Below are 23,194 nucleotides of genomic sequence, written 5' to 3'. Positions count from 1 at the left end.
AAGTTAACCGTTAAGCGTTGCTTTCAGCTTGGATGCGTAGCATTTGCGGCAGACGGGAACATAACTCTCATTGCCGCCGATTTGAATCTGCTCACCATGGAAGATTGGCTCCCCATCTTTGCAGCGCATGTTCATGATGGCTTTCTTGTCGCAGTACCAGCAGACCGTTTTAATTTCCTCAATCGTATCCGCCGCTGCAATCAGTGCCATGCTTCCTTCAAAGAGTTGACCCATGAAGTCCGCCCGCAAGCCATAGGCGATAACAGGAATGTTCAAATCATCAACAATCGTGATCAATTGCGCGACCTGCCCTTTGGTTAAAAACTGCGCCTCGTCCACAAGAATACAGTTTGGAGACTCTACTTGCGCCAGTTCAACCATATCCAAAGTGTCGTCTACCACAATGGCATTTTTTTGCATGCCGATTCGGGATACGACCTTGCCAACGCCAAAACGGTCATCAACGACGGATGTCAGGAGGAGCGCTTTTTTACCTTGTTCTTCATAATTATGCGCAACGCGCAGTACTTCAATGGATTTGCCGCTGTTCATCGTACCATAACGGAAATATAATTTTGCCAAGCTGGGCCAGTCCCCTCTGAAGATCTAGGATCGAATGGATGTATGACTATATGTTAAAAAAATAAGTAGCTGAAAGAGATTGAAGCTCTTCTAATTTCACGGCAGCCTGGAAGCTTGTTTCCGAAGCGGGCTTGTCGCCGATGAGCGGCTGTTTCTTGTATATTTTACGAATATTGACTTCAATACTACCTTTCACAGGCTCTTCCGTAATCTGAATGCGATGGGGTTCGTACATTAAAACATGCATCGTGTCCTTAGCCACCGGGTTTGCACTTTGCAGCAGCTCTTGAATGAGCTCATGATCCAAAAGGGATGGAAGCCTATCTTTCATACCCGGGTTCGTTTCGCAGTGATGAGCTACCGCTTTGGCAAGCAGCGCATCCATGGCGAGGAAGGAAGGGCTAAGGAAAATACGGTGGTCCTCCACGACCGCATGAATTATTGCAGCCGCCGTTTCTTCATCAGTTTCTATATAATTGCCGCAAAGGCGCAGCTTACGGACGAGATCGGAAGGAGGCATGAGCTGCTGCCCGGCATAATGCGTATCCCGCAAAAAGCTGTCCAGATGATCGAGGCCCATCAAGGAAGTTTTGTTCGTCAAAGGGCTGTCCTGATTCAAAATGGATACAATCGCTGCTGGAGAGATGCCATGTTCAGTCAGGATGTCGGCAACGGTTCCGTTCAGGATCAATCGCTCTGTATGTTGATGGTGGTCATAACCGAGTGTTCGTTCCACCGCATGCGAAAAGGGCAAATGGCCGATGTCATGCAAAAGTGCAGCTATGCGAAGCAAGGGCTCGTCCGGGCAAAAATGGGCCATTAAGGACCATACACCAACGGTGTGCTCGAACCGTGAATGGGTCATTGGCGAAAAAAGCGCGGAAGCTCCGAAGTGATGCAAAAACTTCAAACGGCGTACCGGCTGCGATCGGAAAAGCTGGACTTCAACCGGATGGGCTGGTATATGCCACTTATAAAGGGGCTCCCAAATCATCCCAGTCGAAAAAGTATGCTGTAGACTCAAAGCAGCGTTCCTCCTAGGCTGTGGAATCTGGATGTATATTTCATTTCAGCGCATTAGCTATCATAGCATGAAACATAGAAAGTTCGCTATCATGAGCGTATGAAAAGGCAGCGTAAAACATGCACGACAAACTGCGAATGCCTCGTTCATACGGGGTTAGGCAGTGGCAGTGTTGGATTTCGTCCAATGAAAAAAGAAGCGAAAGGCATACTTGGTTGTCGTTTCCTTTTTTTAGGACTATCTTATAAAAATATTAAAATGAAAACCTTTACATTTAGATTGAACTATACTATTTCTGGTGTTAATATAATATAAAAAATATTGAGACTATTTCGCCAATTTGTACTATTCAATATATTCGGGCGAAATAGACGTCACCATGTTTCGACAATTTAATACTTTAAAGCGTACATTGGACAAAGTGTGTCCAAAAACCAGAAAAGAAAGGTTGCACAACATGACCAAAAACGGGTTACCTCCCAAGCAAGGATTGTACGATCCTCAGTTCGAGCGTGACGCCTGCGGTATTGGCTTTGTAGCGAATATTAAGGGTGTCAAATCGCATGAAATCGTCAAGCAAGCGCTTCGTGTACTTTGCAATTTAGATCATCGCGGTGGTCAAGGCAGTGAGCAAAACACAGGCGACGGAGCGGGAATTTTAATGCAGATTCCGGACGCGTATCTCCAAATTGCTTGTGCAGAGGAAAACATCAAGCTTCCTGCAGCAGGTCACTATGGTGTAGGTATGGTCTATTTGCCTCAAGATCTGGAGGCGCGCCAAGCATGCGAGAAAATCATTGAGCGCATTGTTAGCGAGGAAGGTCAGCAATTCTTAGGTTGGCGAACGGTTCCTACGGATAACAGCTCACTTGGAGAATCCGCACAGTCGGCAGAACCTTTCGTACGCCAGGTATTTATTGGAGAAAGTGCGGATGTGGCGAGCAATCTGGATTTTGAACGGAAGCTTTATGTCATACGTAAACTCTCTGAAAACGCTATCAAATCGTCGCTTCAGGATGTGCAATTTTACTATTCTAGCTTGTCTAGCCGAACAATCGTTTATAAAGGGATGTTGACGCCTAAGCAGGTCGACGCTTATTACACGGAGTTGCAGGATGAGAAGGTAGAGACCGCGCTTGCGCTCGTTCACTCCCGGTTCAGTACAAACACATTTCCCAGCTGGGAGCGTGCGCATCCCTACCGCTATCTGATTCATAACGGCGAGATCAACACGCTGCGTGGAAATGTGAACTGGATGTATGCGCGTCAGGCGATGTGCGATTCGGAACTGTTTGGCGAAGACTTCAAACGCATTCTTCCTATTATTGATACCGACGGCTCGGATTCGCAAATGTTTGATAATACGCTCGAATTCCTTATGCTCTCAGGACGTTCGCTGCCGCATGCGGCGATGATGATGGTGCCTGAGCCGTGGTCCAAGCATGAGTCGATGGATGACGCCAAGAAAGCGTTCTACGAATACCACAGCACACTCATGGAGCCATGGGATGGACCGGCAGCGATTGCCTTCACGGATGGCAGTCAGATTGGCGCTATTCTTGACCGAAACGGTTTGCGTCCATCTCGTTACTATGTCACAACGGATGATTTCATCGTTTTGGCTTCGGAAGTTGGCGTCTTGGACATTGAGCCTGAGCGGATTTTGTACAAAGATCGCCTCAGACCGGGCCGCATGCTGCTTGTTGATACCGTAGCAGGCCGCATTGTAGCCGACGAAGAGATTAAAAGCGGCATTGCCGGCGAGTTGCCTTATCGCGACTGGCTGAACGAGCATCTTGTTTCATTGGAGGATTTGGACGATGCGCCTATCGTGCTTGGCTCCGATCATGACACGGTCTTGCAGCGCCAGCAAGCTTTTGGTTACACATTTGAGCAGCTGCGAAAAATTCTAGAGCCTATGGCCAAAACAGGCGTAGACCCTATCGGATCTATGGGTACGGATGCACCGCTTGCCGTCTTGTCCGACCGGCCGCAACTGCTGTACAACTATTTTAAACAGTTGTTCGCGCAGGTCACGAATCCGCCGATTGATGCCAATTTCGAAGAGATCATCACAGCGCAGGGCACAACGATCGGACCGGAGCGCAATCTCATAAGCCCTGAGCCGGCGAGCTGCCGCCAAATTCGGTTGAAAACACCGTTCCTCTCCAATGAAGAACTGGCGAAGCTGCGTCATATTCAGCGCGACGGCTTTAAGACGGTCACACTGCCTACCTTGTTCGAGGCTGCTCAAGGCACGGCAGGCTTGGAAAGCGCGATGCAAGCTCTTTATGCTGCCGCAGACGGGGCGATCCAAGATGGCGCTTCTTTGTTAATTCTTTCGGATCGCGGCGTGGACGGGCAAAAGGCACCGATTCCGGCGCTGCTGGCAACGTCAGGACTGCATCACCATCTGATTCGCCAGGGTACTCGGACCAAAGTCAGCTTGCTTGTCGAATCGGGCGAACCGCGCGAAGTGCATCATTTTGCTTTGCTGCTTGGCTATGGCGCAGGTGCGATCAATCCGTATTTGGCTTTGGAAACGTTAGATGACATGATTAGACGCAATCAGCTTGTTGGCATTGATCATGATAAAGCAACTTATAACTACATCAAGGCCGTGACCAAAGGCGTCGTGAAGGTTTTGGCGAAAATGGGCATTTCCACGATTCAAAGTTATCGTGGGGCGCAAATTTTTGAAGCGATTGGCCTCAGCCAAGAGCTTGTGGATGCGTATTTTACTTGGACCTATACGCCTGTTAGCGGTGTAGGTATCGATGTTGTGGCTAAGGAAGCGGTGCTTCGCCACCAACGTGCTTTCTCTGAGCAGGAGGGGCGCGATAAGGTGCTCGATACCGGCGGTGATTTGCAATGGCGCCGGGACGGGGAAGACCACCTGTACACGCCGGAAACGGTGCATGCTCTTCAATCGGCGGTTCGTACGAACAATTACGCCCAGTATAAGAACTTTGCGAAGCTCATCAAACGCGAAGATGAGAAATATATGGCTTTGCGCGGGCTGCTGACCTTCAAGGCAGGCCGGGGGCCGATCCCCATCGAAGAGGTGGAGCCGATCGAGTCGATTTTCAAGCGCTTCAAGACCGGAGCCATGTCCTACGGCTCCATCTCCAAAGAAGCGCATGAGACGATCGCGATCGCGATGAACCGCATCGGCGGCAAGAGCAACACCGGCGAGGGCGGCGAGCATCCGGAGCGCTTCACGCCGGATGCGAACGGCGACCTGCGCCGCAGCGCGATCAAGCAGGTGGCGTCCGGCCGCTTCGGCGTCACAAGCCACTATCTCGTCAATGCTGACGAGATTCAGATCAAGATGGCGCAGGGCGCGAAGCCCGGCGAGGGCGGCCAGCTCCCCGGCACCAAGGTGTACCCTTGGGTGGCTGAGGTTCGCGGTGTTACGCCAGGCGTAGGTTTGATTTCGCCGCCGCCGCATCACGATATCTATTCGATCGAGGATCTCGCAGAGCTGATCCACGATCTCAAGAATGCCAACCCGCGCGCACGTATCAGCGTTAAGCTGGTATCCGAGGTTGGAGTTGGCACCATCGCTGCCGGCGTAGCCAAAGGGAAAGCGGACGTCGTCCTTATTTCCGGCTACGACGGAGGAACAGGCGCGTCGCCGCAGACGAGTATTCGTCACGCGGGACTGCCCTGGGAGCTCGGTCTTGCGGAAACGCATCAGACGCTCGTGCTCAATGACCTGCGCAGCCGTATCACCGTCGAGACGGACGGCAAGCTGATGACAGGGCGCGACGTGGTCGTCGCTGCGCTGCTCGGCGCCGAGGAGTTCGGCTTCGCGACGACTCCGCTCATTACGATTGGCTGCGTGATGATGCGCGTGTGCCATCTGGATACTTGTCCGGTTGGGGTGGCTACGCAAAATCCGGAGCTGCGCAAGAAATTTGCCGGCGATCCGCAGCATGTCGTCAATTTCATGACCTTCATCGCGCAGGATGTGCGTGAGCTGATGGCCGAGCTTGGCTTCCGAACCATTGAGGAAATGGTTGGCCGTACCGATGTGCTTGAGTCCAAGCAAGCCGTAGCGCACTGGAAAGCCAAAGGCGTTGATTTATCGGCGCTGCTGCATCAGCCGGATGTCGGCGAGCATGTGGGCCGATTCTGCCAAATGCCGCAGGACCACCGCTTGGATCGCTCTTTGGATGTTACGAAGCTGCTTGAAATATGCGAACCTGCGATTGAGCGCAAGGAACATGTGCATGCGAGTATGGACATCGCCAATACGAATCGCGTTGTCGGTACGATTGTCGGCAGCGAAGTGACGCGTCGTCATGGTGTGGAAGGATTGCCTCATGATACGATTCGTTTACATTTTAACGGCTCAGCTGGGCAAAGCTTTGGTGCTTTCGTGCCGAAGGGGATTACGCTTTCGCTGGAAGGCGACGCCAACGACTATGTGGGGAAAGGATTATCCGGCGGTAAGCTGGTCATTTTCCCGCCGTCCCAATCCCCTTTTGTTCCAGAGGAGAACGTAATCATTGGAAACACCGCTTTCTATGGAGCTACCGATGGTGATGCGTATATTCGAGGTATTGCCGGCGAACGTTTCTGTGTAAGAAACAGCGGTGTGCGGGCAGTTGTCGAAGGCGTAGGCGATCATGGCTGTGAATATATGACAGGCGGGCGAGTTGTTGTGTTAGGATCGACCGGCCGTAACTTTGCGGCAGGGATGTCAGGCGGAATTGCCTACGTGCTGGATGAGAAAGGCGATTTTGCCGACAAGGTTAACAAAGAGATGATTCATCTTGAGCAGGTTGAAGAAGCTTTTGAAATGAATGAACTGAGAACGATGATTCAGCATCATGCTACATTTACGGATAGCAGCGTTGCCCACCGCGTCATACAGCACTGGGATGAATACGTTTGGAAGTTCGTGAAGGTGATACCGAAGGACTACAAGCGGATGTTTGATGCCATCGAGAAGGTGAAACGATCCGGGCTTGGCCAGCAAGAGGCCATCATGGTTGCTTTTGAGGCAAATATGCGGGATGTTTCCCGTGTCGGTGGAAACTAACGAATCGGAGCAGAAGCGTACGACGTAAGTTTTGCTGAAGCAAAACTCTTGGGAGGGACTAAACGTTCATGGGTAAACCAACCGGTTTTATAGAACATCGCCGTGAAGTGGCAACCGAAGCCGCTCCGCTGGTCCGTATTGGCCATTGGAAAGAGTTCGCGACACCGCTGACGGATGATAAATTGCAGACGCAAGGTTCAAGATGTATGGATTGCGGGATTCCGTTTTGCCACACGGGAGCTTTGATCAGCGGCATGGCTGCCGGCTGCCCGGTCAATAATCTCATTCCGGAGTGGAATGATCTGGTGTATCGCGGACAATGGCGGGAAGCGCTCGATCGTCTGCACAAAACGAACAACTTCCCGGAATTCACGGGACGTGTATGCCCGGCGCCATGTGAGGGCTCCTGTACAGTAGGTCTCAAGGACACGCCGGTTACGATCAAAAGCATCGAGAAAGCCATTATTGACAAAGGCTTCACAGAAGGCTGGATCCGGCCGGAGCCGCCTGAAGTGCGTACAGGCAAAAAGGTTGCCGTCGTAGGCTCGGGCCCATCCGGGCTCGCTGCCGCAGCGCAGCTGAACAAAGCCGGACACTGGGTGACGGTGTTCGAGCGCGCGGACCGCGTGGGCGGACTGCTGATGTACGGCATCCCGAACATGAAGCTGGACAAAAAGTACGTCCAGCGCCGAGTAGACCTGCTTGAAGCAGAGGGGGTCACGTTCATTACCTCCGCGCACGTCGGGGTGAACTATCCGATCGAGAAGCTTCAAGAGGAATTCGATGCCATCGTGCTGTGCGGCGGAGCCACCAAGGGCCGCGACCTTCCGATTGAAGGCCGCGAGCTTGGCGGCATCCACCTGGCGATGGAATTCCTCAGCAAGAATACGAAAAGCTTGCTGGATTCCGAACATGCCGACGGCGAATTTATTTCCGCGGAAGGCAAAGACGTTATCGTCATCGGCGGCGGTGATACGGGGACGGACTGTGTGGGCACTTCTTTGCGCCACAAGTGTAAAAGCGTAACGCAGTTCGAGATCATGCCGAAGTCCCCGGAGACGCGTCCGGCGAATAATCCTTGGCCGGAGTGGCCGAAGGTTCTCAAGGTGGACTATGGTCAGCAAGAGGCAGCCGCGGTTCAAGGCGAGGACCCGCGCCGGTACTTAATCAACACGAAGAAATTCGTGGGGGATGAGCACGGTAACTTGAAAGAGCTGCACACGGTGCTGATCGAGTGGCAAAAGAACGAGAAGGGCGCGTTCGTCCCTGTGGAAGTGCCCGGCAGCGAGAAGGTGTATCCAGCTCAGCTGGTCCTGATCGCGATGGGCTTCACAGGACCGGAGAACACGGTGCTGGATCAGCTTGGCGTCGCCAAAGACGAACGCTCCAATGCGAAAGCAGAGTACGGCAAGTTTGCGACGAGCGTGGAAGGCGTTTTTGCTGCCGGTGACATGCGTCGCGGGCAAAGTCTTGTTGTCTGGGCGATCAATGAGGGGCGTGCAGTGGCTCGCGAGGTTGACCGTTATTTGATGGGTTCGTCGAATTTGCCATAGGATGGAAAATAGAAAAGGAAGGCCCCTTGGTTTTGGTTTGGGGCCTTCCTTTTTGTGTGTTGAACTGAGCACCCCACCTTATGAAGGGTGCACGGCTATCGCTTGGGCGGTTCCTCCCAGGTAATGGAGGGGAACGGAACGACAGGGCACTATTTCATCGAAATAGGCCCTTTTTCGCGCGGAGGGGAACTGTGGGCTGCTATTTGTCCGTTTTCTTAAAGAAAACGGGCTGAGGCTGTCAAATAAAGCCCTGTAGTTCCGCTTGAACGCGGAAACGGGCTGAATGTGCTAGAATAGCGCCCACTAGTTCCTCATGGTTGTCTCGTTGACAACTTAACTCTATTGTGAGCTTCCCTCCCTCCGCCAAACCCCGCCAAATCAACCGGATTTATTGTCCAGCCACATTTTTCCTGTGCTCCCTATGTCTAACGGACTGAGCCGACCTTATATGCCGTATTTCGGCCGGATACAAGTTCTAACGGACCCAGTAGACGCTAACTGCCCTGAAATAGCTTAATACTGCTCTAAAATTCACAGTTAACGCCCGCTCAGTCCGTTAGTTTCAAAAAGGCCGGCGAATTTCTAAAATAACGGCTTCCGAGTCCGAACGCCTACTGAAACCGCCGAATCGCCGGCACACAAAGCACACTGGCGACAATGGCCAGGCCGATCGAAGCGAATATCGTGATGGTGATCACGCCCCCGATTTGATCAGCAATCCAGCCGACAAGGAAATAACTCAGCGGCAATAAGGCAAAAGAGCCTAACAAATCCAAACTGACCACCCGCCCGAAAGCTTCGGGGGGCACTAGCTCCTGAAGGCTGGTCTCCCAGATGAGACCGAAGATCATCAGCCCGAAGCCTTCGACGGCCATGAGCAGTGAGAGCGCAATAGGTGACGTTGTGAAAGTCATCGTCAGCAGTGCAGCGCCACTCAGGATCACTGCGCCATAGGCGAGTATGCCCCGGTGATGCCACTGCCTTTTAGATCCAAAAAGAAGGGCTGCCGCAATAGCTCCAACACCGGAGCATGTGATGCCTATCCCATACGCGAGTGGATCGAGCCCCAGATGAACCTTGAACAGCCAAGGAATAAGAATGACAATAATGCCCGTATAGCAAATATTGATGAAACAAAAGGCGAGGATCGTGATCCAAAGCCAGGGATGGCCTTTGAGGATCGTGATACCTTCGAGGAATTCGCGCTTCCAAGTAAAGCTATGAGGGCCTGTTGAAGATTCCTGTTTATTTTGATGCGAAACTAGCGATTTTTTTACTAACACCAGCAGACACAGATAGGAAATTAGGTAGGTTAGCGCGTCCAAGCCGAACCCGTAACTGGCAGACATGGACGAAACGATAAGGCCGCCTAGGACAGGTCCGATGATTTTGACCCCTTGATTGCTCACTTGTGTTAACGCATTGGCGGCGTTGCGGATGTCTGGCGTGAAGACGGTCGCCCGTACGGCAGAATAGGCAGGGTGAAAAAGCCCTTCCATCAGGCCATAAAGGCTTACCAAGCCAAAAAGCATGGTGACGGACAAGCTGTCTGAGAAAATAAGCCCGGCGATAGCCAACATGACGATGAAGCGGACGATATCGGATAGCATCATAATTCTCACGCGATCATAACGGTCGACAATCCATCCCGAAAGGGGGAGCATAAGGACGTAAGGCAGCATGTAGGCGGTCATGACCAGACCCATCATTGTCGTTGACCCCGTTAGCGAATAAACGACCATAGGTAAAATAACGGTGGTAACGGAACCGCCAAGCATAGAAATGAGTTGACTTAGCCATAAATAAGGGAAGGAGCGCGATTGGATAAAAGGAAGCAAGAAGGAGTCCAGGACGCTTGGCTTCTTTTTGAGTGGTGCATCAATGTGCATAGGAATATGCCCCTTTAGTTATTTTCTTAGGTTGAGTAAATTGCAGCTAATCAAAAAGGTGAACAATTCGTGAGCATCATGTACAATAGAAGGAACAGGTTAACGTCGGACGAGCACGGACGCCTAGAATCGAACCGGAATTGGAGGAAGCACATGAAGAAAGAGGATCTCATAAAGGCGGCAGAACTTTATGCGCTTCTGGCCGAGAATGGCGAGGGCACTCTCGATTTTGATGCGGATGAACCTATAGGAACGCAACATGTGATTGCTCTTCAGAAAGCAGTCTTGCTGCTATCCCGGCAGGTCGCCGATCTTCAATCTCAGCTTCATGAGCACCTTGAGCTCCATAACAAGCAGCAGGAACAGCTGCTTCGGCAAATGAATCACCAGATGGAGCATAAGCTCTATGAGCAGATCATTCACCGGGTTGTCGGAAGACAGGACGCCTCGGTGGAGGAGGGACGGACAGAGCTGCAGGGCATTGAAGCAACTCCGTCAACATCATTGGCTCTAATTTCGGAAGAGCCGTCACCCGTGGAGCAGCAGCCTACTTATTCCCGTGTGAAAAGTTATCGGAAGATCCGCAAGAGAAAAAAGGGATTTCTGGAGAGGCTTTTTGAATAGCGGCCCAATAAGGCCCTATAGTTCCACGAAATGGTTCAAGTAGGGAGGGTATGTCCTAAATAGCAGCCTACAGTTCCCTTAATTCTGGATCGCTTATGAAGCAACGGGTCCCGCTCCCAAGCAAGCAAACACAACAGCGATACAAGATTCACTCTTGTATCGCTGTTGTTCGCGTTTAAGCGGTCTAAATCATACCTTCCTCATGCGCCTTCTTGGAAGCCTGCACGCGATCGCGCACGTCCATTTTGGAGTAGATGCTCGAAATGTAATTTTTCACTGTACCTTCGGACAGGAAAAGCTTCTCGGCAATCTCCCGGTTGTTCAGCCCGTCGGCGATGCAGTGCAGCACCTGCACTTCGCGCTCGCTCAGTCCGTAAGCGTCCGTGCGAGCCGGCTCCTCGCTGGCCGGTCTTGAAACCTCGGTATCGCGAACGGTTGGCTCAGCAGCGCCTTTGGCTTGCTGGACGAGCATTCTCGCGATATCCTGCGGGATAAGGGTGCCGCCTTGATGCACCCATTTGATGCCGGCGGCCAAATCCTTCGGATGAATGGCCTTGAGCAGATAACCTTCAGCTCCAGCTCCCAAGGCGTCGACGACGTAGGTGATCTCCTGGAAGGTAGTCAGGATAATGACGCGGATTTGCGGCCATTTCTCCTTAATTTTCCGCGTTGCTTCGACCCCGTCCATAACGGGCATATGGATGTCCATCAGGACGACATCGGGGTGATGTTCTTCGCATTGCTGGATGGCAATATGGCCGTTCTCGGCCAAGCCTACGACTTCAATGTCCGGGTCCATGCCCAGCACAATGTGGAGGCTTTCTCGTATTAAATCCTGGTCATCGACCAGGAGCAGTTTCAGCGGGACGTTGTTCATACGGGACTCCTCCTAGCGTAACTTGCTTGTGTGTTGTTAGGCATATTGTATCATTCACGGCCAGCAGCTTGGAAGAAAGCTTTTAAAAAGAGGGCAAACGCTTAGCAGGAATGAAACATTCGACAACGGTTCCCTGACCGACGGTTGAACTTACCTGTAACGTTCCTTGCAGCGCAAAGATTCGCTCCTGCATGGCATTAATTCCGAAGCCGACTTTGAGCTGCTCGGCGCCAACGCCATCATCTTCAATACGGATACCGACCCCATCATCCACATAGTTGAGCTTGATTTCTACCGTGGTGGCGCGGCCATGCCGTTTGGCATTCGTTAGGGACTCCTGTAAGCAGCGAATGAGCGAGAGCTTGGTTTGTTTCGGAATCTCAAATTCCTCCCCGACCGTCGTGAACCGGATCTGAGTGCCGGTATGGAGGGCGAACTCGTTAGCCAGCCTCGTTAATTGCTGCGAGAGCAGCATATCGCCTTCTTTGGGCACCATTTGATGAATACTGCGCCGTACTTCTTCCAACCCGTTGCGGGTTACACCCCGCAGGACGTCCAGCTTTTCTTTGGCTTTGTCAGGCGCAGCCTCTATTAAATAGGAAACAGCGTCCATGCCCATGATGACGGAAGTAAAGGTGTGCCCGACGGTATCGTGCAGCTCGCGAGCCATCCGATTGCGTTCCTCCAGCAGAGTCAACTGCTCGATTTGGTTGGCGTACTGCTCTAGGGCATTATTTTGCTCATGAATAAGATAGTATTGTCGTTGATTTTCCGCTAAAAGCTTTTCCGTCTTCTCATTAGAGGTGACAACTCTCTGCAAGCTAAGGCCGATCGCGAAAAACAACACCGCATTCAGGATGATGCTGAACAGCTCGCTAACACCCATATCCATATCCCGATGAAGGACCAGGAAATAGGCAACAGGCATTGCGACAAGCGAGATTGGAGCGGCCCACCAAGCATTTTTTCGATCCGTAAGGAATCCAATGACCATTAATGGGCAATTAATAGTAAGGTAGGCATCTTCTTGCATCCAAGATAGATAGATTTGTAGAGGAATACCTGTAAGCAGTACGGAAATCGGGTACATAGTTGTGTTAATGTAAGTAGGTCTCCAAAATAAAAATGGAATACCATACGATACAAGCAGGGCTAATATGGTTAAAAAGATATTACCGTGCTCGTTTTCGTTCATATGGAGCAGCGCGTAAAGCAGGCCTAGCAGTACAGAGCCGGTCAAAACAATAAATAAGGACCACTCCACGCCATGCCACGGTCTTCTTTGGATCATAGAGGAACTCCTTCTAGGTAAAATCGTATAAGATCATTGTACATAATTGTTGGAAAAATCCATAGTGAGCGCAGTCATATTGTCAGCAGCAATCAGGTATGACTCTTATGACTAATAGCGGTAGGGAGCGATATAAGATGGCGGCAACGGCCCAAGATCAATCACCGATTGTACAAATTGAGCGAATAACCAAACGAATCGGGACGAAGACGATTATTGATCAATTAACGTTCGACGTCCCACGTGGGGAAGTTTTTGGATTTCTAGGCCCGAATGGAGCCGGGAAAACAACAACGATCCGAATGATGGTTGGACTCATGTCGATCACCGAAGGAGATATTCGGATTGGCGGTTATTCGATTCGAACCCATTTTGAACAAGCGATTCGCCATGTCGGCGCAATTGTTGAAAATCCGGAAATGTATAAGTTTCTGAGCGGCTATCATAATTTGGTCCATTACGCCAGAATGTTTCCCGGAATAGGAGAGGACCGCATTGAAGAGGTCATTGAGCTTGTAGGCATGGAAAATCGGATTCATGATAAGGTGAAAACCTACTCTTTGGGCATGCGCCAAAGACTCGGTATTGCGCAGGCCTTGCTGCATAAGCCGGATGTGCTGATCCTGGACGAGCCTACGAACGGCCTGGATCCAGCCGGCATTCGCGAGCTGCGCGATCATTTGCGCAAGTTGACGCGCGAGGACGGCATCTCGGTTATTGTATCCAGTCACCTGCTGGCTGAGATGGAGCTCATGTGCGACCGGGTTGCCATTATACAAAACGGGAAGTTAGTTGATGTTAGATTGATCAAAGAGTACGCCCGGACGGACAGCAAACTCCATGTGGCTTTTGAAGTGTCGTCGCCGGATAAGGCATTGGCTTTGGCAGCTGCACATGCTGTGAAGGCTGAGGCGGATGGCGATGCATTGATCCTGATGCTTGATAAGGAAGAAACCGCCTTATGGAACAAACGATTTGTAGAGGCAGGCATTGCGGTTTACGGAATCCGTACGGCAACGAAGTCGCTGGAGGATCAATTCTTAGAAATGACGGGGAGTGATCCGATTGCTTAATTTAATCCAGAATGAGCAGATGAAAATTTATCGCAGGCTGCGTACTTGGATATTGGGTCTATTGCTGATCGTTATTGTTGTCTTGGCCGGACTCGTTTATCATCCGGGTACTGACGTAAGCGATAAATGGAAGGTTAGTGCTGTAGAGACGATTGAGCATAATAAGAAAGAGCTGGAAAACAACAGTCTTCCGGACAAATTCAAACAAGAGATGAAGGAAGAAATCGCGCTTCAGCAATACATGGTGGACCATAATTATCCTCCTGCGGATTACACGCTCTGGGGCGGAGCCATTAGGGCCTCTGGCATAATCCTCGTAGTGACACTGTTTACCGTCATTATTGCCGGGGATATGGTTGCCGGTGAGTTCACTTGGGGAACAATCAAACTGCTGCTTATTCGTCCGGCGAGCCGGGCCAAAATTCTTCTCTCCAAATATATAACAACGCTCCTGTTTGCTGTGACCCTGTTGATTGTCTTGTTTATCACGGCTATCATTGTGAATGGGTTCCTGTATGGCTTCCAAAGCCTTGGACTTCCTCATTTGAAAGTAGATGCAGAGGGGCAAGTGCATGAAGGAAGCATGCTGGTGTTCACGCTAGCTACTTATGGGCTGAAGCTGATTGAGCTCGTGATGATTGTGACGCTGGCGTTTATGATCTCGACCGTATTCCGAAGTGCCTCTTTGGCCATCGGTATCAGTATCTTCATCATGTTCGCCGGGCAGATCATTACCATGCTTCTCTTAAGATACAGCTGGGGCAAATACTTCCTTTTTGCCAATACGGATCTTACCCCCTACTTAAAGGGTCAGCCGCTTGCGGAAGGCATGACACTTGGATTTTCCATTGTCGTTCTGGTTGTCTACTATTTACTGTTCATTCTGCTTTCCTGGGAAATATTCCGCAGACGTGATGTAGCGGCATAAGCAATTAGGGCTACCCTAAAAAAAGGCTGCCCCTTGGTCAATTAATGACTTAGGGACAGCCTTTTTGCGTTAGCGTCTTGTCTATTTCTTGATATACGACTGAATAGTGGTTGGAACTTCCTGCAAGGAACCGAGCTGGTAGAAAGCTCCTTGAGGCTTGATATCGATCGTTCCTGTATTGTAAGCCCAGTCCTGTTCGACAGGAATGTGGATGGAGTGGATCCCCGCATGGAGGGCAGGCAGCACATCCGTTTTGACGGAGTTGCCGATCATCCACGTATGTTTGCGATCAAAGCCTTGCTCATGCATGATCGTTTCCATGAATTCCTTGGTTTTATGCACCGTTACGAAGATTCGATCATGAAAATAGGTGTCCAGACTTAGGTCCTTGACCTTTTTCATTTGAATCGATGCATCGCCGCCTGTGTACAGGAAGAGCCGATGGCCATCTTGCTGCAGTTGATCGAGCGTTTCGTTCATGAGCGGATAAGGTTCGACCGTGTATTCATACACGGTATGGCCTAATTGCATTAGCCATGATTCTTCTTTGGCGCTCATTTTCCGGTTGAAGTGCCTGCTAAACCATTGATACGTTTCAACAAATGACTTGGGAAAACGATCTGGCATGAAGCCATGGATATGAATACCGGCGAGATCGATTTGGAGCTGTTTTTGCTTAATGTCGTGCGCGTTCAGCCCATGTCCGGAAAACCAGGTCAACATGAGATCAACGAACTGGTCAATGACGACGTCAAAATATTTATTGCAATGGACTAATGTATCATCAAGATCAAAAAGTATCGTTTGTTCTTTCATAGGCGCTGTCTCCTGCAGTTAGAAATGAATTTCCAACCATTATACCATGCTCTTATCGCATCTCCTAGGGGCAGCGCTGATGATCCATTTGCTTACATTGCAATGGTATTTCCTTTGTAAGTGCTATTTGTATTGGAAGCAGGAGGATTCATATGGCTGTCCGGCTCGTTTTTTGGCTGAGGTTGAGATGCTGGAGCAGCGGATGTTGTTTCCATTTTGCTGTTCCCTTGGAATTGCCCGCCTTCTTCAATAATAAAGGAAGCAGCGCTAATGTTGCCATGCAGCGAGCCTGTTGACGTTATGGTCAGTTTGCCTTTGGTGGTAATATTGCCATGGACATTCCCTGCAAGAATCACATCTCTGGCTGAAACGTTGGATTTCACTACGCCGCGTTCCCCGATGATCACATCCCCGGCACATTCGATATCCCCTGTGATCCCGCCTTCAATACGAATGCTGGCTTCGGATTTAATGCGCCCTTCAAAGGTGGTTCCTTCTCCAATCAACGTATCTGTCGTATTTGGATTCATAAGGTTTTTCTTGGATTTAAACATGGTGTCTAGTCATCCTTTCGATTCGCTTTGAGATAGGGTTTAGGATCAATGCTTTCTCCATTTTTGAGCACTTCATAATGAAGGTGCGGGCCAGTGCTGCGTCCTGTGGAACCAACTAGGCCTATGGTACTACCTTTGGTGACGTTGTCTCCATTGTTGACAAGAATTTTATTTAAATGCATATACCAAGTGCGTAGGCCCTTGGAATGCTCGATGACGATGTTATTGCCGTGGTAAATATCCTTTCCGGTGCTGACGACTTTTCCATCAGCGGTGGCGTAGACGGCATCATTCTCCCTGGCCCCAAAGTCAATGCCGGAGTGGAAGCTCGGGCTATGTGTGAAGGGGTCGGTTCTATAGCCAAACGTCGATGTGACGATCTTTACATTCGTCGGATACAGCGTAGGCGTTATTGCGAGCTGGTGTTGTTTATCGGCAACCTTTTGTTTCGTTTCGGTTAAACTGGTTTGCAGTTCTTTCACTTCGCTGTTCAGCGCTGTAAAAGAAGCGGATGTCTGCTCGCCCAGCTGCATGATAGCTTCCTGAGAAGCTGGATTGGGACTTCCGCCTATTCCGCTTGTGGCAGCAGGGGGAGTCTGTTCCTCCGTAGATTTGTTTTTGCTTGATCCTGTCGCGCTGGCGACCGCTTTGCCGGTTTCGTTGGCATCGAGGCCCGAGATGGATTTGAGATCATTTTCGAATTTTTTCATTTCTTCGACTTGCGATTTCATCTGCTCCGCTTGCTGGGACAGTTGAATGACTTCATTTTGCAGCTGTTCAATCGCCTTGTCTTTCGAGGTTAAGGTCGCGTTCCATTGCTGGCTCGCTCCACTAAGTTTAGCCTGCAGCGCATTGGCTTTTTTCGTAGTTTGCGCGTGCAGGGCATAGGTAATGAGGGTTATAAGGAGCAGCAGTGAAAAGCAGGCCGCTGCGATATAAGCGAATAAATGGGGTACTCGAAACCTGACGACCGATTGATTGGCATCCGGTATGATCACCAGCGTCAGTTTTTTTGGCTTCCATTTGAGCTTCATAAAGGCTAATTTGTCTCCTTATCGTGGTTGAATTTGGTAAAGCCTATCTAACAACAACATTCGTCATGATCCGATAAAAACCTTCCTTATACCTACTGGTCCTAGTCAAAATGAGTCGAAAGTAGGAAGGAATAGTGTCGGATATAATCGAATGTTCTTAACAATTACAGGAAAGACAGCAGATTTGGAGTGGAGGCACGCATGATTAAGCTTGCAGGTATTGATATTGGTAACGACAGCATTAAGCTGGTGCTCGATGGATCCAGGGAACCATTAGTCATCCCGAACATTATTGCGCCGGGTTACGAAAGGCACATTTTACAGGAAGAGGATTCCCCTTGGAAGGCGCTCGACGTCATGATTTACAGTCCCTCTCTTTCTCAAAGAAATCAACGTTATTTCGTCGGTCAGCTTGCGCTGGAACACGAAGACAACCTGGAGCTGGAAGACACCGATAACAAAGCGATTTCGGATCAATCCCTTATTGTCGCGCTTACAGCGCTGGCCTACCAAGGTCTCGCCACGCAAGCCTTCAACAGCGGTTACGGCGCCGTGGATGAAGTGGAGTACACGCTGGGAACAGGGCTGCCTGTTCGTGCATTTGCGAAGTACAGTCAACAGTTCGAACAAAGGTTACTTGGCGAGCATGAAGTCACATTCCTATCCACGCCGCAATTCCATAACCGCAAGATCAAAGTATCCATTCGCAAAGTCGCTGTTTCGATTGAAGGAGCCGCAGCTATTTTTCATCTGGCCACCCACGACAGTTTAATGGTGAAGGACGAAGAAATTTACAATGGTTGCATCGGCGTTTGCGAGATTGGCGCATTGACGACGGATTTCCCTGTTATTAAACGGATGGCGATTGATAACCATTTCAGCCATGGCGAGCAAATTGGCATCGCGACGTATCTGGATGCGATCATTCGCGATGTGGAAGATGCTTACAGCTACGTGTTTCCAAGCCGAGCTAAGCTCGTGCAGCGTATTAAGCAACGCGATTTCACGATTCAATTGCTTGGCGAAGGTCAAGTTGACATCCGCCCGATCGTGGATCAGCACTTCCGGCGCGCAGCTTTGCGCATGATCGAGATGATCAAGAAACGCTGGCGCAAATATCCTGACATTCAATGCTTCTATGTCATTGGCGGCGGCGCATCAGCCCTGAGACCTTACATCCAAGAGGCGGCAGGTTCACTTAAATTACGTTTCGCGAACGATAGCGAATTCCTCAATATGCATGGCTACCTGAAGGTGGCCAAAAGTCGGCTAAACCAGGCAGCACCTGTCTAAACCGAGCAAGCACCTGTGAATCGGGTGCTTTTTTTTTATACCCGCTTTCATTTGCCGGCTTCCACTTGTTTCAGTTGGCTCACCTCCATATAAGTCGTCAACGAGGCCAGCAGCATGCAGATGGCGAAAATGATGGCGCAGACGCTCCCGATGGCCGAATGGTATTTGCTGAACATAAGTCCTACCATCAAGCATAGAGCCGCAAGGATCATCAAGGCATTGCCTCCCCAAAGCCAATGCTTGTAGGATACACGTTGACTAAGTTTTCCAATTTTTTGAGACGCTTGCACGCCGGAAACTTCACTGTTCGGCGAGCTGTCTTTCATATCGGCTGGCTTGCCTAGTTTGCGCTTCTTCCGGGCGATGGCGATAACCATAATGACGATCAACAGAGGCTGATAAGCTAGCGCGAAAACTGGAGCGCTGTAGTTAGAGAACGCTAATAGATCCGTTGTGTTTTTAAAGGACAACAGCGTGGTCATCACAATGCACAGTGCGACAGGTTTATTAATCGTCGGGTAGTTGCGCTTATCCAGGATGGCAGAGATACCTAGCAGAAGAGCCATATAGATCGTAATCATTTTACAAGCCACCGTTGGATACCAGATCATCAAGATGATGAGATCAACACGATCGAGAAAGTCCGTGACATGAATCGTTTGAACCAAATTGTAGATGGGGTACAAGAAATTTCCGGGCATCTTGGGTCCAAGAACAACCAAGATCAGGAAAACCGCCATGGTGAGCAGGAAAATGCCAAGCAGGGAGCCATGTCGGATGGAAGATCTGACTTGGTTGGAATTGCTCATCATATGAAGAAAAGCCCCAAGAATGAAGATATCTCCTGCGCTGCCGATCGTGAGTACAGAGCTTGCGGCAACATGCTGAATCGGCATGGTCATGGCAGGAGTAACAAGCTGCAAATATAACTCATTCGACAGCAAGAGCGGCATGCTTAGAACTGTAACGACAAAGAGAGGGTAGAATAAATCATTCACCCGCGCGATCACTTCCACGCTGCTTTTGCCGAAATAAATCAGCAGCAGGCAGGGCAACAGCGTTAGTATTTCAAGCGGTGTATTGTGAAGCAGGAGCGTTGTACTGAATCTGGATACGGAAGAAATATCGCGCATCACAATTTGCCAGAAATGAAATATCATAATTAAATTCACGATGGTACCGCCAACACGGCCCAGCAATTCTTGTGTAATTTCAAAAATATGTTTTTGCGGATAATGTTTCGTGATGTAGCCAAAGAAGCTAGCCACCCCAAAAACATAGAACACAGAAGGCAAATAGCTGTACCAAGCATCCATCTGTGAGATACGGATCAGCACATTTTGCAAAGTGAGAATCCCTCCGCTTGTGATGACAGAAGACGCTAACCAGGAGAGTTGCCGCTGATTGATCACTTGTTTTCGATCCATGGTGAATCCCACCCTTTTCCCTTAATGCTTATCCCTCAGATGCCCAGTAATCTTGCAAACCAAGGAGAAACGGTATGAATAAAGAAACGCGAAGGCATAGGGACTTTCCAATGCAAGTACTTGCTGAAGAAGAGGCCTAGGGTGAGAAAAGTAAAAAAACCATAGGTCATCTTGATCGAGCCCTTCTCTTGCCTTAGCATCCTGCGATCGATGAGAAGTGAACCTGCCATAGTAATCAGAAAACATATCATGAATATGCGATCCAATAGGTTACATCCCCTCTTTAATAACATTTTTGTTGATCAGGCCGGTTTCTTCAATGGAAGCACTGACGTGAATGCGGAACTCCGCATTCTTGAAATAAGCTTCCCATTTCGCTTCTATACCATTGTTCCACTCATACGGGTGGCTTCGCCAAAGAGTCAAACCAAGATGAGCAGAGTCCGTTCCTTCTTTTTGCATCTGCTTAACCGCCGCCTGAATAGACTTGATAATTTGTTCCGCAAGCTGCTTCTCAACTTTCCGCATCACCTTGGCTTTGTTCAGATCCAGATTCGATAGATCTTCTTGTACGGAGCCGCTCGCGTCGACGAGGATATCAAAGATGACCTTGTCTTGTTGAAGACTAGGCTTGATTTGCGTTTGACCTTTCGTCACTGTAATGGAAATCCGGTTTGCGTTTCCCTCTTCTGGCGGGAAGGAAACGAGATATTCCTTCACATGATTCCTCAGCCACATGAGCCCTTCTGCCTCGTGGTCCTTGTAAATGCCAACCAAGCGGTCGCCTTTAAATTGTCCGTACCCAATCATTTGAATTTCATGAGAAGGTTCCTTGGAAGCCTGCGATTGCTTTGGTTCCAAATATGTCAGGATTGGATCACTATTGAAGCTCAACGTAATGCCAATATCCTTGGTGGAAGTCCCCAAGGACTGCCTGGATTTCGTCAGCTCCCGAATGACTTCAGCTGGGAACCGTTCAAATTTCGGCTCGGTGTTCAGCAGGTCATAGCCTTTGCCTTTGGATATGACCAGGAAAGATGTCATCCGGCTTTCCGGTGAGCGTGGAACGGTGTCGAAGATCACACTGATGCCTTTCTTGGCCAACTTCTCTCCAATCACGATTGTCCTCCGATGGGAGAGAAACAAACGCCGCGACATGCGCATCTGGAGTCTTGTGTTGGCTTCGTGAAACGTAGCGCCTACATCGGAGTCGATGTAGTAGCTCTTGCCGCCGGCGGTGCCTCCGCCTCCGCCGCTTGCACCGCCCATGGAGCCGGGGAGAGGCAGCATATAGGATACACGATATTTGCCGTCGTCCTCCAAGTCGACGGCAGACGTGAGAACAAACGCGATGTCGTTGGTTTCCGTTCGATCCCAGCAGCCTGTCAGGCAGACAAGCAGGAGGGGGAGCGATAAGAGCTGGCATAGCCGTTTAGGATGAACCATTCTGATTGCCCTCCTCACTGGAGTGATGCTTATGCTGGATCGAGCTTCCGTCTAGGCCTCCGTCCTGCATGATCTGTTGGCTGAGTTTGTCATCCATGCGGTGGGCGTCTTGAACGGGCATGAATTCCGGACGTTTATTGAGCTCCCACCAAGGGGCGCGAACGAATACATCCTTCATATCGCCGGAAGATAAAGGTCCGATAGGCGACAAGTAAGGCACGCCAAAAGAGCGGAGATTCGCCATATGTCCAATTAAAATCATCAACGAGAAGAAGATGCCATAGAAGCCAAAGACCGCTCCCGCCAAAAGGATGGGGAAACGCAGCATGCGAATGGCGATGGCGCCGTTAAAGCGCGGGATTGTGAAAGAGGCAATCCCGGTAATGGAAACAACGATAACCATTGGCGCAGAAACAATCCCTGCCTGCACGGCTGCCTGTCCGACGACCAGCGCCCCCAAGATGGAAACCGCAGAGCCAACGGCTTTGGGGAGTCGGATGCCGGCTTCGCGCAGCGCCTCGAACGTGATTTCCATGATGAAGGCCTCTACGGCCGCGGGAAACGGGATGGCTTCTCTGGATGCCGCGACGCTTAGCATTAAGGTCGTTGGTAGTAGTTCTTGATGGAACGTCGTTATCGCGACATACAAAGCGGGCGTCGTCAGCGATAAAAAAACGAAAACATAACGAAGCAACCTTAGGAGAGAGCCGATTTGGAATCGCTCATAGTAATCCTCAGCCGTCTGCATCGTTTGGATGAAAACAAAAGGCACGATGAGCGCAAACGGCGTGCCGTCCGTGAGAATGGCTACCCGTCCCTGCACCAAGGCCCCGGCCACAACATCAGGCCGCTCCGTATACTGCATCTGCGGAAAGGGGGAGTACGCATTGTCTTGGATCAGCTCTTCAATCATGCCGGATTCCAGAATCGCATCGATCTTGATGAGCTCAAGCCGTTTGACCACCTCCTCGACAAGGGAGGGCATCGCCAAGTCATCCATGTAACAGATGACGAGATTGGTGTTGCTCTCTTTGCCGACGCACATGGATTTCATCTTCAGCCTGGGCGTCTTCAGCTTGCGGCGGATCATCGAGGTGTTCGTGCGAATGCTCTCCACGAACCCCTCCTTCGGTCCGCGCACGACGGTCTCCGTCTCCGGTTCTGCAACGGAGCGCTTTTCTGTTCCGCGAATGCCGAGCAGGATGGCCTTCGCGTTTCCTTCAACGAGCAGGGCGGCGTCCCCGCCGAGCACGGAAACGAGCAGGTCTCCGTAATTATCGGAGATCTGTGTTTGGGAGACGGGGAGAATGGCGTCTGCGATGCGCTGGACGGACGTCTCTCCGCCGCCAATCAGCATGAGCGACTTCATCGTGTCATTCAACAGTTCGGTGTTCGTGAGCCCGTCTACGAATAACAGAAGTGCAGGGATGTTCGGCTCAATGTCAAATTGGCGAACGACGACATCGGAGCAGTCCTGGAAAATGGCTTTAATGAAGGCGTGATTATCATCCAATAGCAGAGAGAGCGGTGTTTTCTTCAACTCTTCAATGAATTGATAGTCCAGCGAATCATGTAGATCTTTTTGCTCGCCACTGGAATCCTCCTGCTTGATTGATGTGCGTTTACGCAGGATGCTTTTCATCAATGGATTGGATGTTTTGACCATGCGAATGACACCTCCCGCCAGAATGATCATAGGAATGCGTTTATTATTCTCTGCGAAATGAAGGATT

The 23,194-nt window shown here is 50.2% G+C and carries 17 protein-coding genes; 6 read left to right on the top strand and 11 right to left on the bottom strand.

Annotated elements, in window-relative coordinates:
* Positions 1-3 precede the first annotated feature (3 nt).
* Both PCH02S_RS13045 and PCH02S_RS13040 read right to left on the bottom strand, forming a co-directional pair.
* On the bottom strand, positions 4-582 hold the full coding sequence (locus PCH02S_RS13045) for a thymidine kinase (RefSeq protein ID WP_127453607.1): 579 nt from the start codon (positions 580-582) through the stop codon (positions 4-6).
* Positions 583-628: 46 nt separating this feature from the next.
* On the bottom strand, positions 629-1,606 hold the full coding sequence (locus tag PCH02S_RS13040) for an HD domain-containing protein (RefSeq protein WP_127453606.1): 978 nt from the start codon (positions 1,604-1,606) through the stop codon (positions 629-631).
* Positions 1,607-2,063: 457 nt separating this feature from the next.
* On the opposite strand from PCH02S_RS13040, the gene gltB reads away from it, so the two are divergent.
* Entirely contained in the window at positions 2,064-6,656 is a 4,593-nt protein-coding gene (gene gltB, locus PCH02S_RS13035; protein WP_127453604.1) for a glutamate synthase large subunit, read from the top strand.
* A 68-nt stretch (positions 6,657-6,724) separates the two neighbouring features.
* The gene (locus PCH02S_RS13030) at positions 6,725-8,209 is read left to right on the top strand and encodes a glutamate synthase subunit beta (protein ID WP_127453602.1); all 1,485 of its coding nucleotides are present in this window, start codon (positions 6,725-6,727) and stop codon (positions 8,207-8,209) included.
* A 611-nt stretch (positions 8,210-8,820) separates the two neighbouring features.
* Here the strand turns inward: PCH02S_RS13030 and PCH02S_RS13025 are convergent.
* Positions 8,821-10,098, bottom strand: coding sequence for an MFS transporter (locus tag PCH02S_RS13025; protein ID WP_127453600.1), 1,278 nt, complete (start codon positions 10,096-10,098; stop codon positions 8,821-8,823).
* Between the two features lie 153 nt (positions 10,099-10,251).
* Between PCH02S_RS13025 and PCH02S_RS13020 the strand changes: the two genes are divergently transcribed.
* Complete coding sequence (locus PCH02S_RS13020; protein ID WP_127453599.1) at positions 10,252-10,722, top strand: hypothetical protein; 471 nt, start codon at positions 10,252-10,254, stop codon at positions 10,720-10,722.
* 184 nt (positions 10,723-10,906) lie between these two features.
* On the opposite strand, the gene PCH02S_RS13015 is transcribed toward PCH02S_RS13020, so the two are convergent.
* Positions 10,907-11,599 (bottom strand): response regulator, encoded by a 693-nt coding sequence (locus PCH02S_RS13015; RefSeq protein WP_127453597.1) that lies wholly within the window; start codon positions 11,597-11,599, stop codon positions 10,907-10,909.
* A gap of 82 nt (positions 11,600-11,681) precedes the next feature.
* Positions 11,682-12,890, bottom strand: coding sequence for a sensor histidine kinase (locus tag PCH02S_RS13010; RefSeq protein ID WP_127453595.1), 1,209 nt, complete (start codon positions 12,888-12,890; stop codon positions 11,682-11,684).
* Positions 12,891-13,027: 137 nt separating this feature from the next.
* Between PCH02S_RS13010 and PCH02S_RS13005 the strand changes: the two genes are divergently transcribed.
* Entirely contained in the window at positions 13,028-13,963 is a 936-nt protein-coding gene (locus PCH02S_RS13005) for an ABC transporter ATP-binding protein (protein ID WP_127453593.1), read from the top strand.
* Positions 13,956-14,891, top strand: a complete 936-nt coding sequence (locus tag PCH02S_RS13000; RefSeq protein ID WP_127453591.1) for an ABC transporter permease — start codon at positions 13,956-13,958, stop codon at positions 14,889-14,891. Before PCH02S_RS13005 ends, PCH02S_RS13000 begins: the two co-directional genes overlap by 8 nt.
* Positions 14,892-14,972: 81 nt before the next feature.
* On the opposite strand, the gene PCH02S_RS12995 is transcribed toward PCH02S_RS13000, so the two are convergent.
* From PCH02S_RS12995 to PCH02S_RS12985, 3 genes are all read right to left on the bottom strand, one after another.
* The gene (locus PCH02S_RS12995; protein WP_127453590.1) at positions 14,973-15,707 is read right to left on the bottom strand and encodes an HAD family hydrolase; all 735 of its coding nucleotides are present in this window, start codon (positions 15,705-15,707) and stop codon (positions 14,973-14,975) included.
* A 92-nt stretch (positions 15,708-15,799) separates the two neighbouring features.
* On the bottom strand, positions 15,800-16,261 hold the full coding sequence (locus tag PCH02S_RS12990) for a bactofilin family protein (protein WP_127453588.1): 462 nt from the start codon (positions 16,259-16,261) through the stop codon (positions 15,800-15,802).
* Positions 16,262-16,266: 5 nt separating this feature from the next.
* A complete protein-coding gene (locus tag PCH02S_RS12985; RefSeq protein WP_127453586.1) occupies positions 16,267-17,295 on the bottom strand; it encodes a M23 family metallopeptidase in 1,029 nt (342 codons plus the stop codon).
* A gap of 201 nt (positions 17,296-17,496) precedes the next feature.
* Here PCH02S_RS12985 and PCH02S_RS12980 point away from each other — a divergent pair, with 201 nt between their 5' ends.
* On the top strand, positions 17,497-18,588 hold the full coding sequence (locus PCH02S_RS12980; RefSeq protein ID WP_127453584.1) for a ParM/StbA family protein: 1,092 nt from the start codon (positions 17,497-17,499) through the stop codon (positions 18,586-18,588).
* Between the two features lie 47 nt (positions 18,589-18,635).
* On the opposite strand, the gene PCH02S_RS12975 is transcribed toward PCH02S_RS12980, so the two are convergent.
* The 3 genes from PCH02S_RS12975 to PCH02S_RS12965 form a co-directional block, all read right to left on the bottom strand.
* A complete protein-coding gene (locus PCH02S_RS12975) occupies positions 18,636-20,015 on the bottom strand; it encodes a GerAB/ArcD/ProY family transporter (protein WP_127453582.1) in 1,380 nt (459 codons plus the stop codon).
* Positions 20,016-20,285: 270 nt separating this feature from the next.
* On the bottom strand, positions 20,286-21,461 hold the full coding sequence (locus PCH02S_RS12970) for a Ger(x)C family spore germination protein (protein WP_127453580.1): 1,176 nt from the start codon (positions 21,459-21,461) through the stop codon (positions 20,286-20,288).
* Positions 21,448-23,127 carry a spore germination protein gene (locus tag PCH02S_RS12965; protein ID WP_246069065.1) on the bottom strand — a complete coding sequence of 560 codons (1,680 nt, stop codon included), beginning with the start codon at positions 23,125-23,127 and terminating at the stop codon, positions 21,448-21,450. The genes PCH02S_RS12970 and PCH02S_RS12965 overlap by 14 nt, the downstream gene beginning before the upstream one ends.
* Positions 23,128-23,194 lie beyond the last annotated feature (67 nt).

Origin of the sequence: Paenibacillus chondroitinus NBRC 15376 (genome assembly GCF_004000765.1) — a bacterium.
GTDB classification, from domain to species: domain Bacteria; phylum Bacillota; class Bacilli; order Paenibacillales; family NBRC-103111; genus Paenibacillus_E; species Paenibacillus_E chondroitinus.
This window is presented reverse-complemented; position numbering and strand designations above follow the sequence as displayed.

Excerpts from the sequence above, each read along its gene's own strand:
- PCH02S_RS13010 (WP_127453595.1), bottom strand. The coding sequence starts at position 12,890 with ATGATCCAAAGAAGACCGTGGCATGGCGTGGAGTGGTCCTTATTTATT.
- PCH02S_RS12975 (WP_127453582.1), bottom strand. The coding sequence starts at position 20,015 with ATGGATCGAAAACAAGTGATCAATCAGCGGCAACTCTCCTGGTTAGCG.
- PCH02S_RS12990 (WP_127453588.1), bottom strand. The coding sequence starts at position 16,261 with ATGTTTAAATCCAAGAAAAACCTTATGAATCCAAATACGACAGATACG.
- PCH02S_RS13025 (WP_127453600.1), bottom strand. The coding sequence starts at position 10,098 with ATGCACATTGATGCACCACTCAAAAAGAAGCCAAGCGTCCTGGACTCC.
- PCH02S_RS12980 (WP_127453584.1), top strand. The coding sequence starts at position 17,497 with ATGATTAAGCTTGCAGGTATTGATATTGGTAACGACAGCATTAAGCTG.
- gltB (WP_127453604.1), top strand. The coding sequence starts at position 2,064 with ATGACCAAAAACGGGTTACCTCCCAAGCAAGGATTGTACGATCCTCAG.
- PCH02S_RS13015 (WP_127453597.1), bottom strand. The coding sequence starts at position 11,599 with ATGAACAACGTCCCGCTGAAACTGCTCCTGGTCGATGACCAGGATTTA.
- PCH02S_RS12970 (WP_127453580.1), bottom strand. The coding sequence starts at position 21,461 with ATGGTTCATCCTAAACGGCTATGCCAGCTCTTATCGCTCCCCCTCCTG.
- PCH02S_RS12985 (WP_127453586.1), bottom strand. The coding sequence starts at position 17,295 with ATGAAGCTCAAATGGAAGCCAAAAAAACTGACGCTGGTGATCATACCG.
- PCH02S_RS13020 (WP_127453599.1), top strand. The coding sequence starts at position 10,252 with ATGAAGAAAGAGGATCTCATAAAGGCGGCAGAACTTTATGCGCTTCTG.
- PCH02S_RS12965 (WP_246069065.1), bottom strand. The coding sequence starts at position 23,127 with ATGGTCAAAACATCCAATCCATTGATGAAAAGCATCCTGCGTAAACGC.
- PCH02S_RS13030 (WP_127453602.1), top strand. The coding sequence starts at position 6,725 with ATGGGTAAACCAACCGGTTTTATAGAACATCGCCGTGAAGTGGCAACC.
- PCH02S_RS13005 (WP_127453593.1), top strand. The coding sequence starts at position 13,028 with ATGGCGGCAACGGCCCAAGATCAATCACCGATTGTACAAATTGAGCGA.
- PCH02S_RS12995 (WP_127453590.1), bottom strand. The coding sequence starts at position 15,707 with ATGAAAGAACAAACGATACTTTTTGATCTTGATGATACATTAGTCCAT.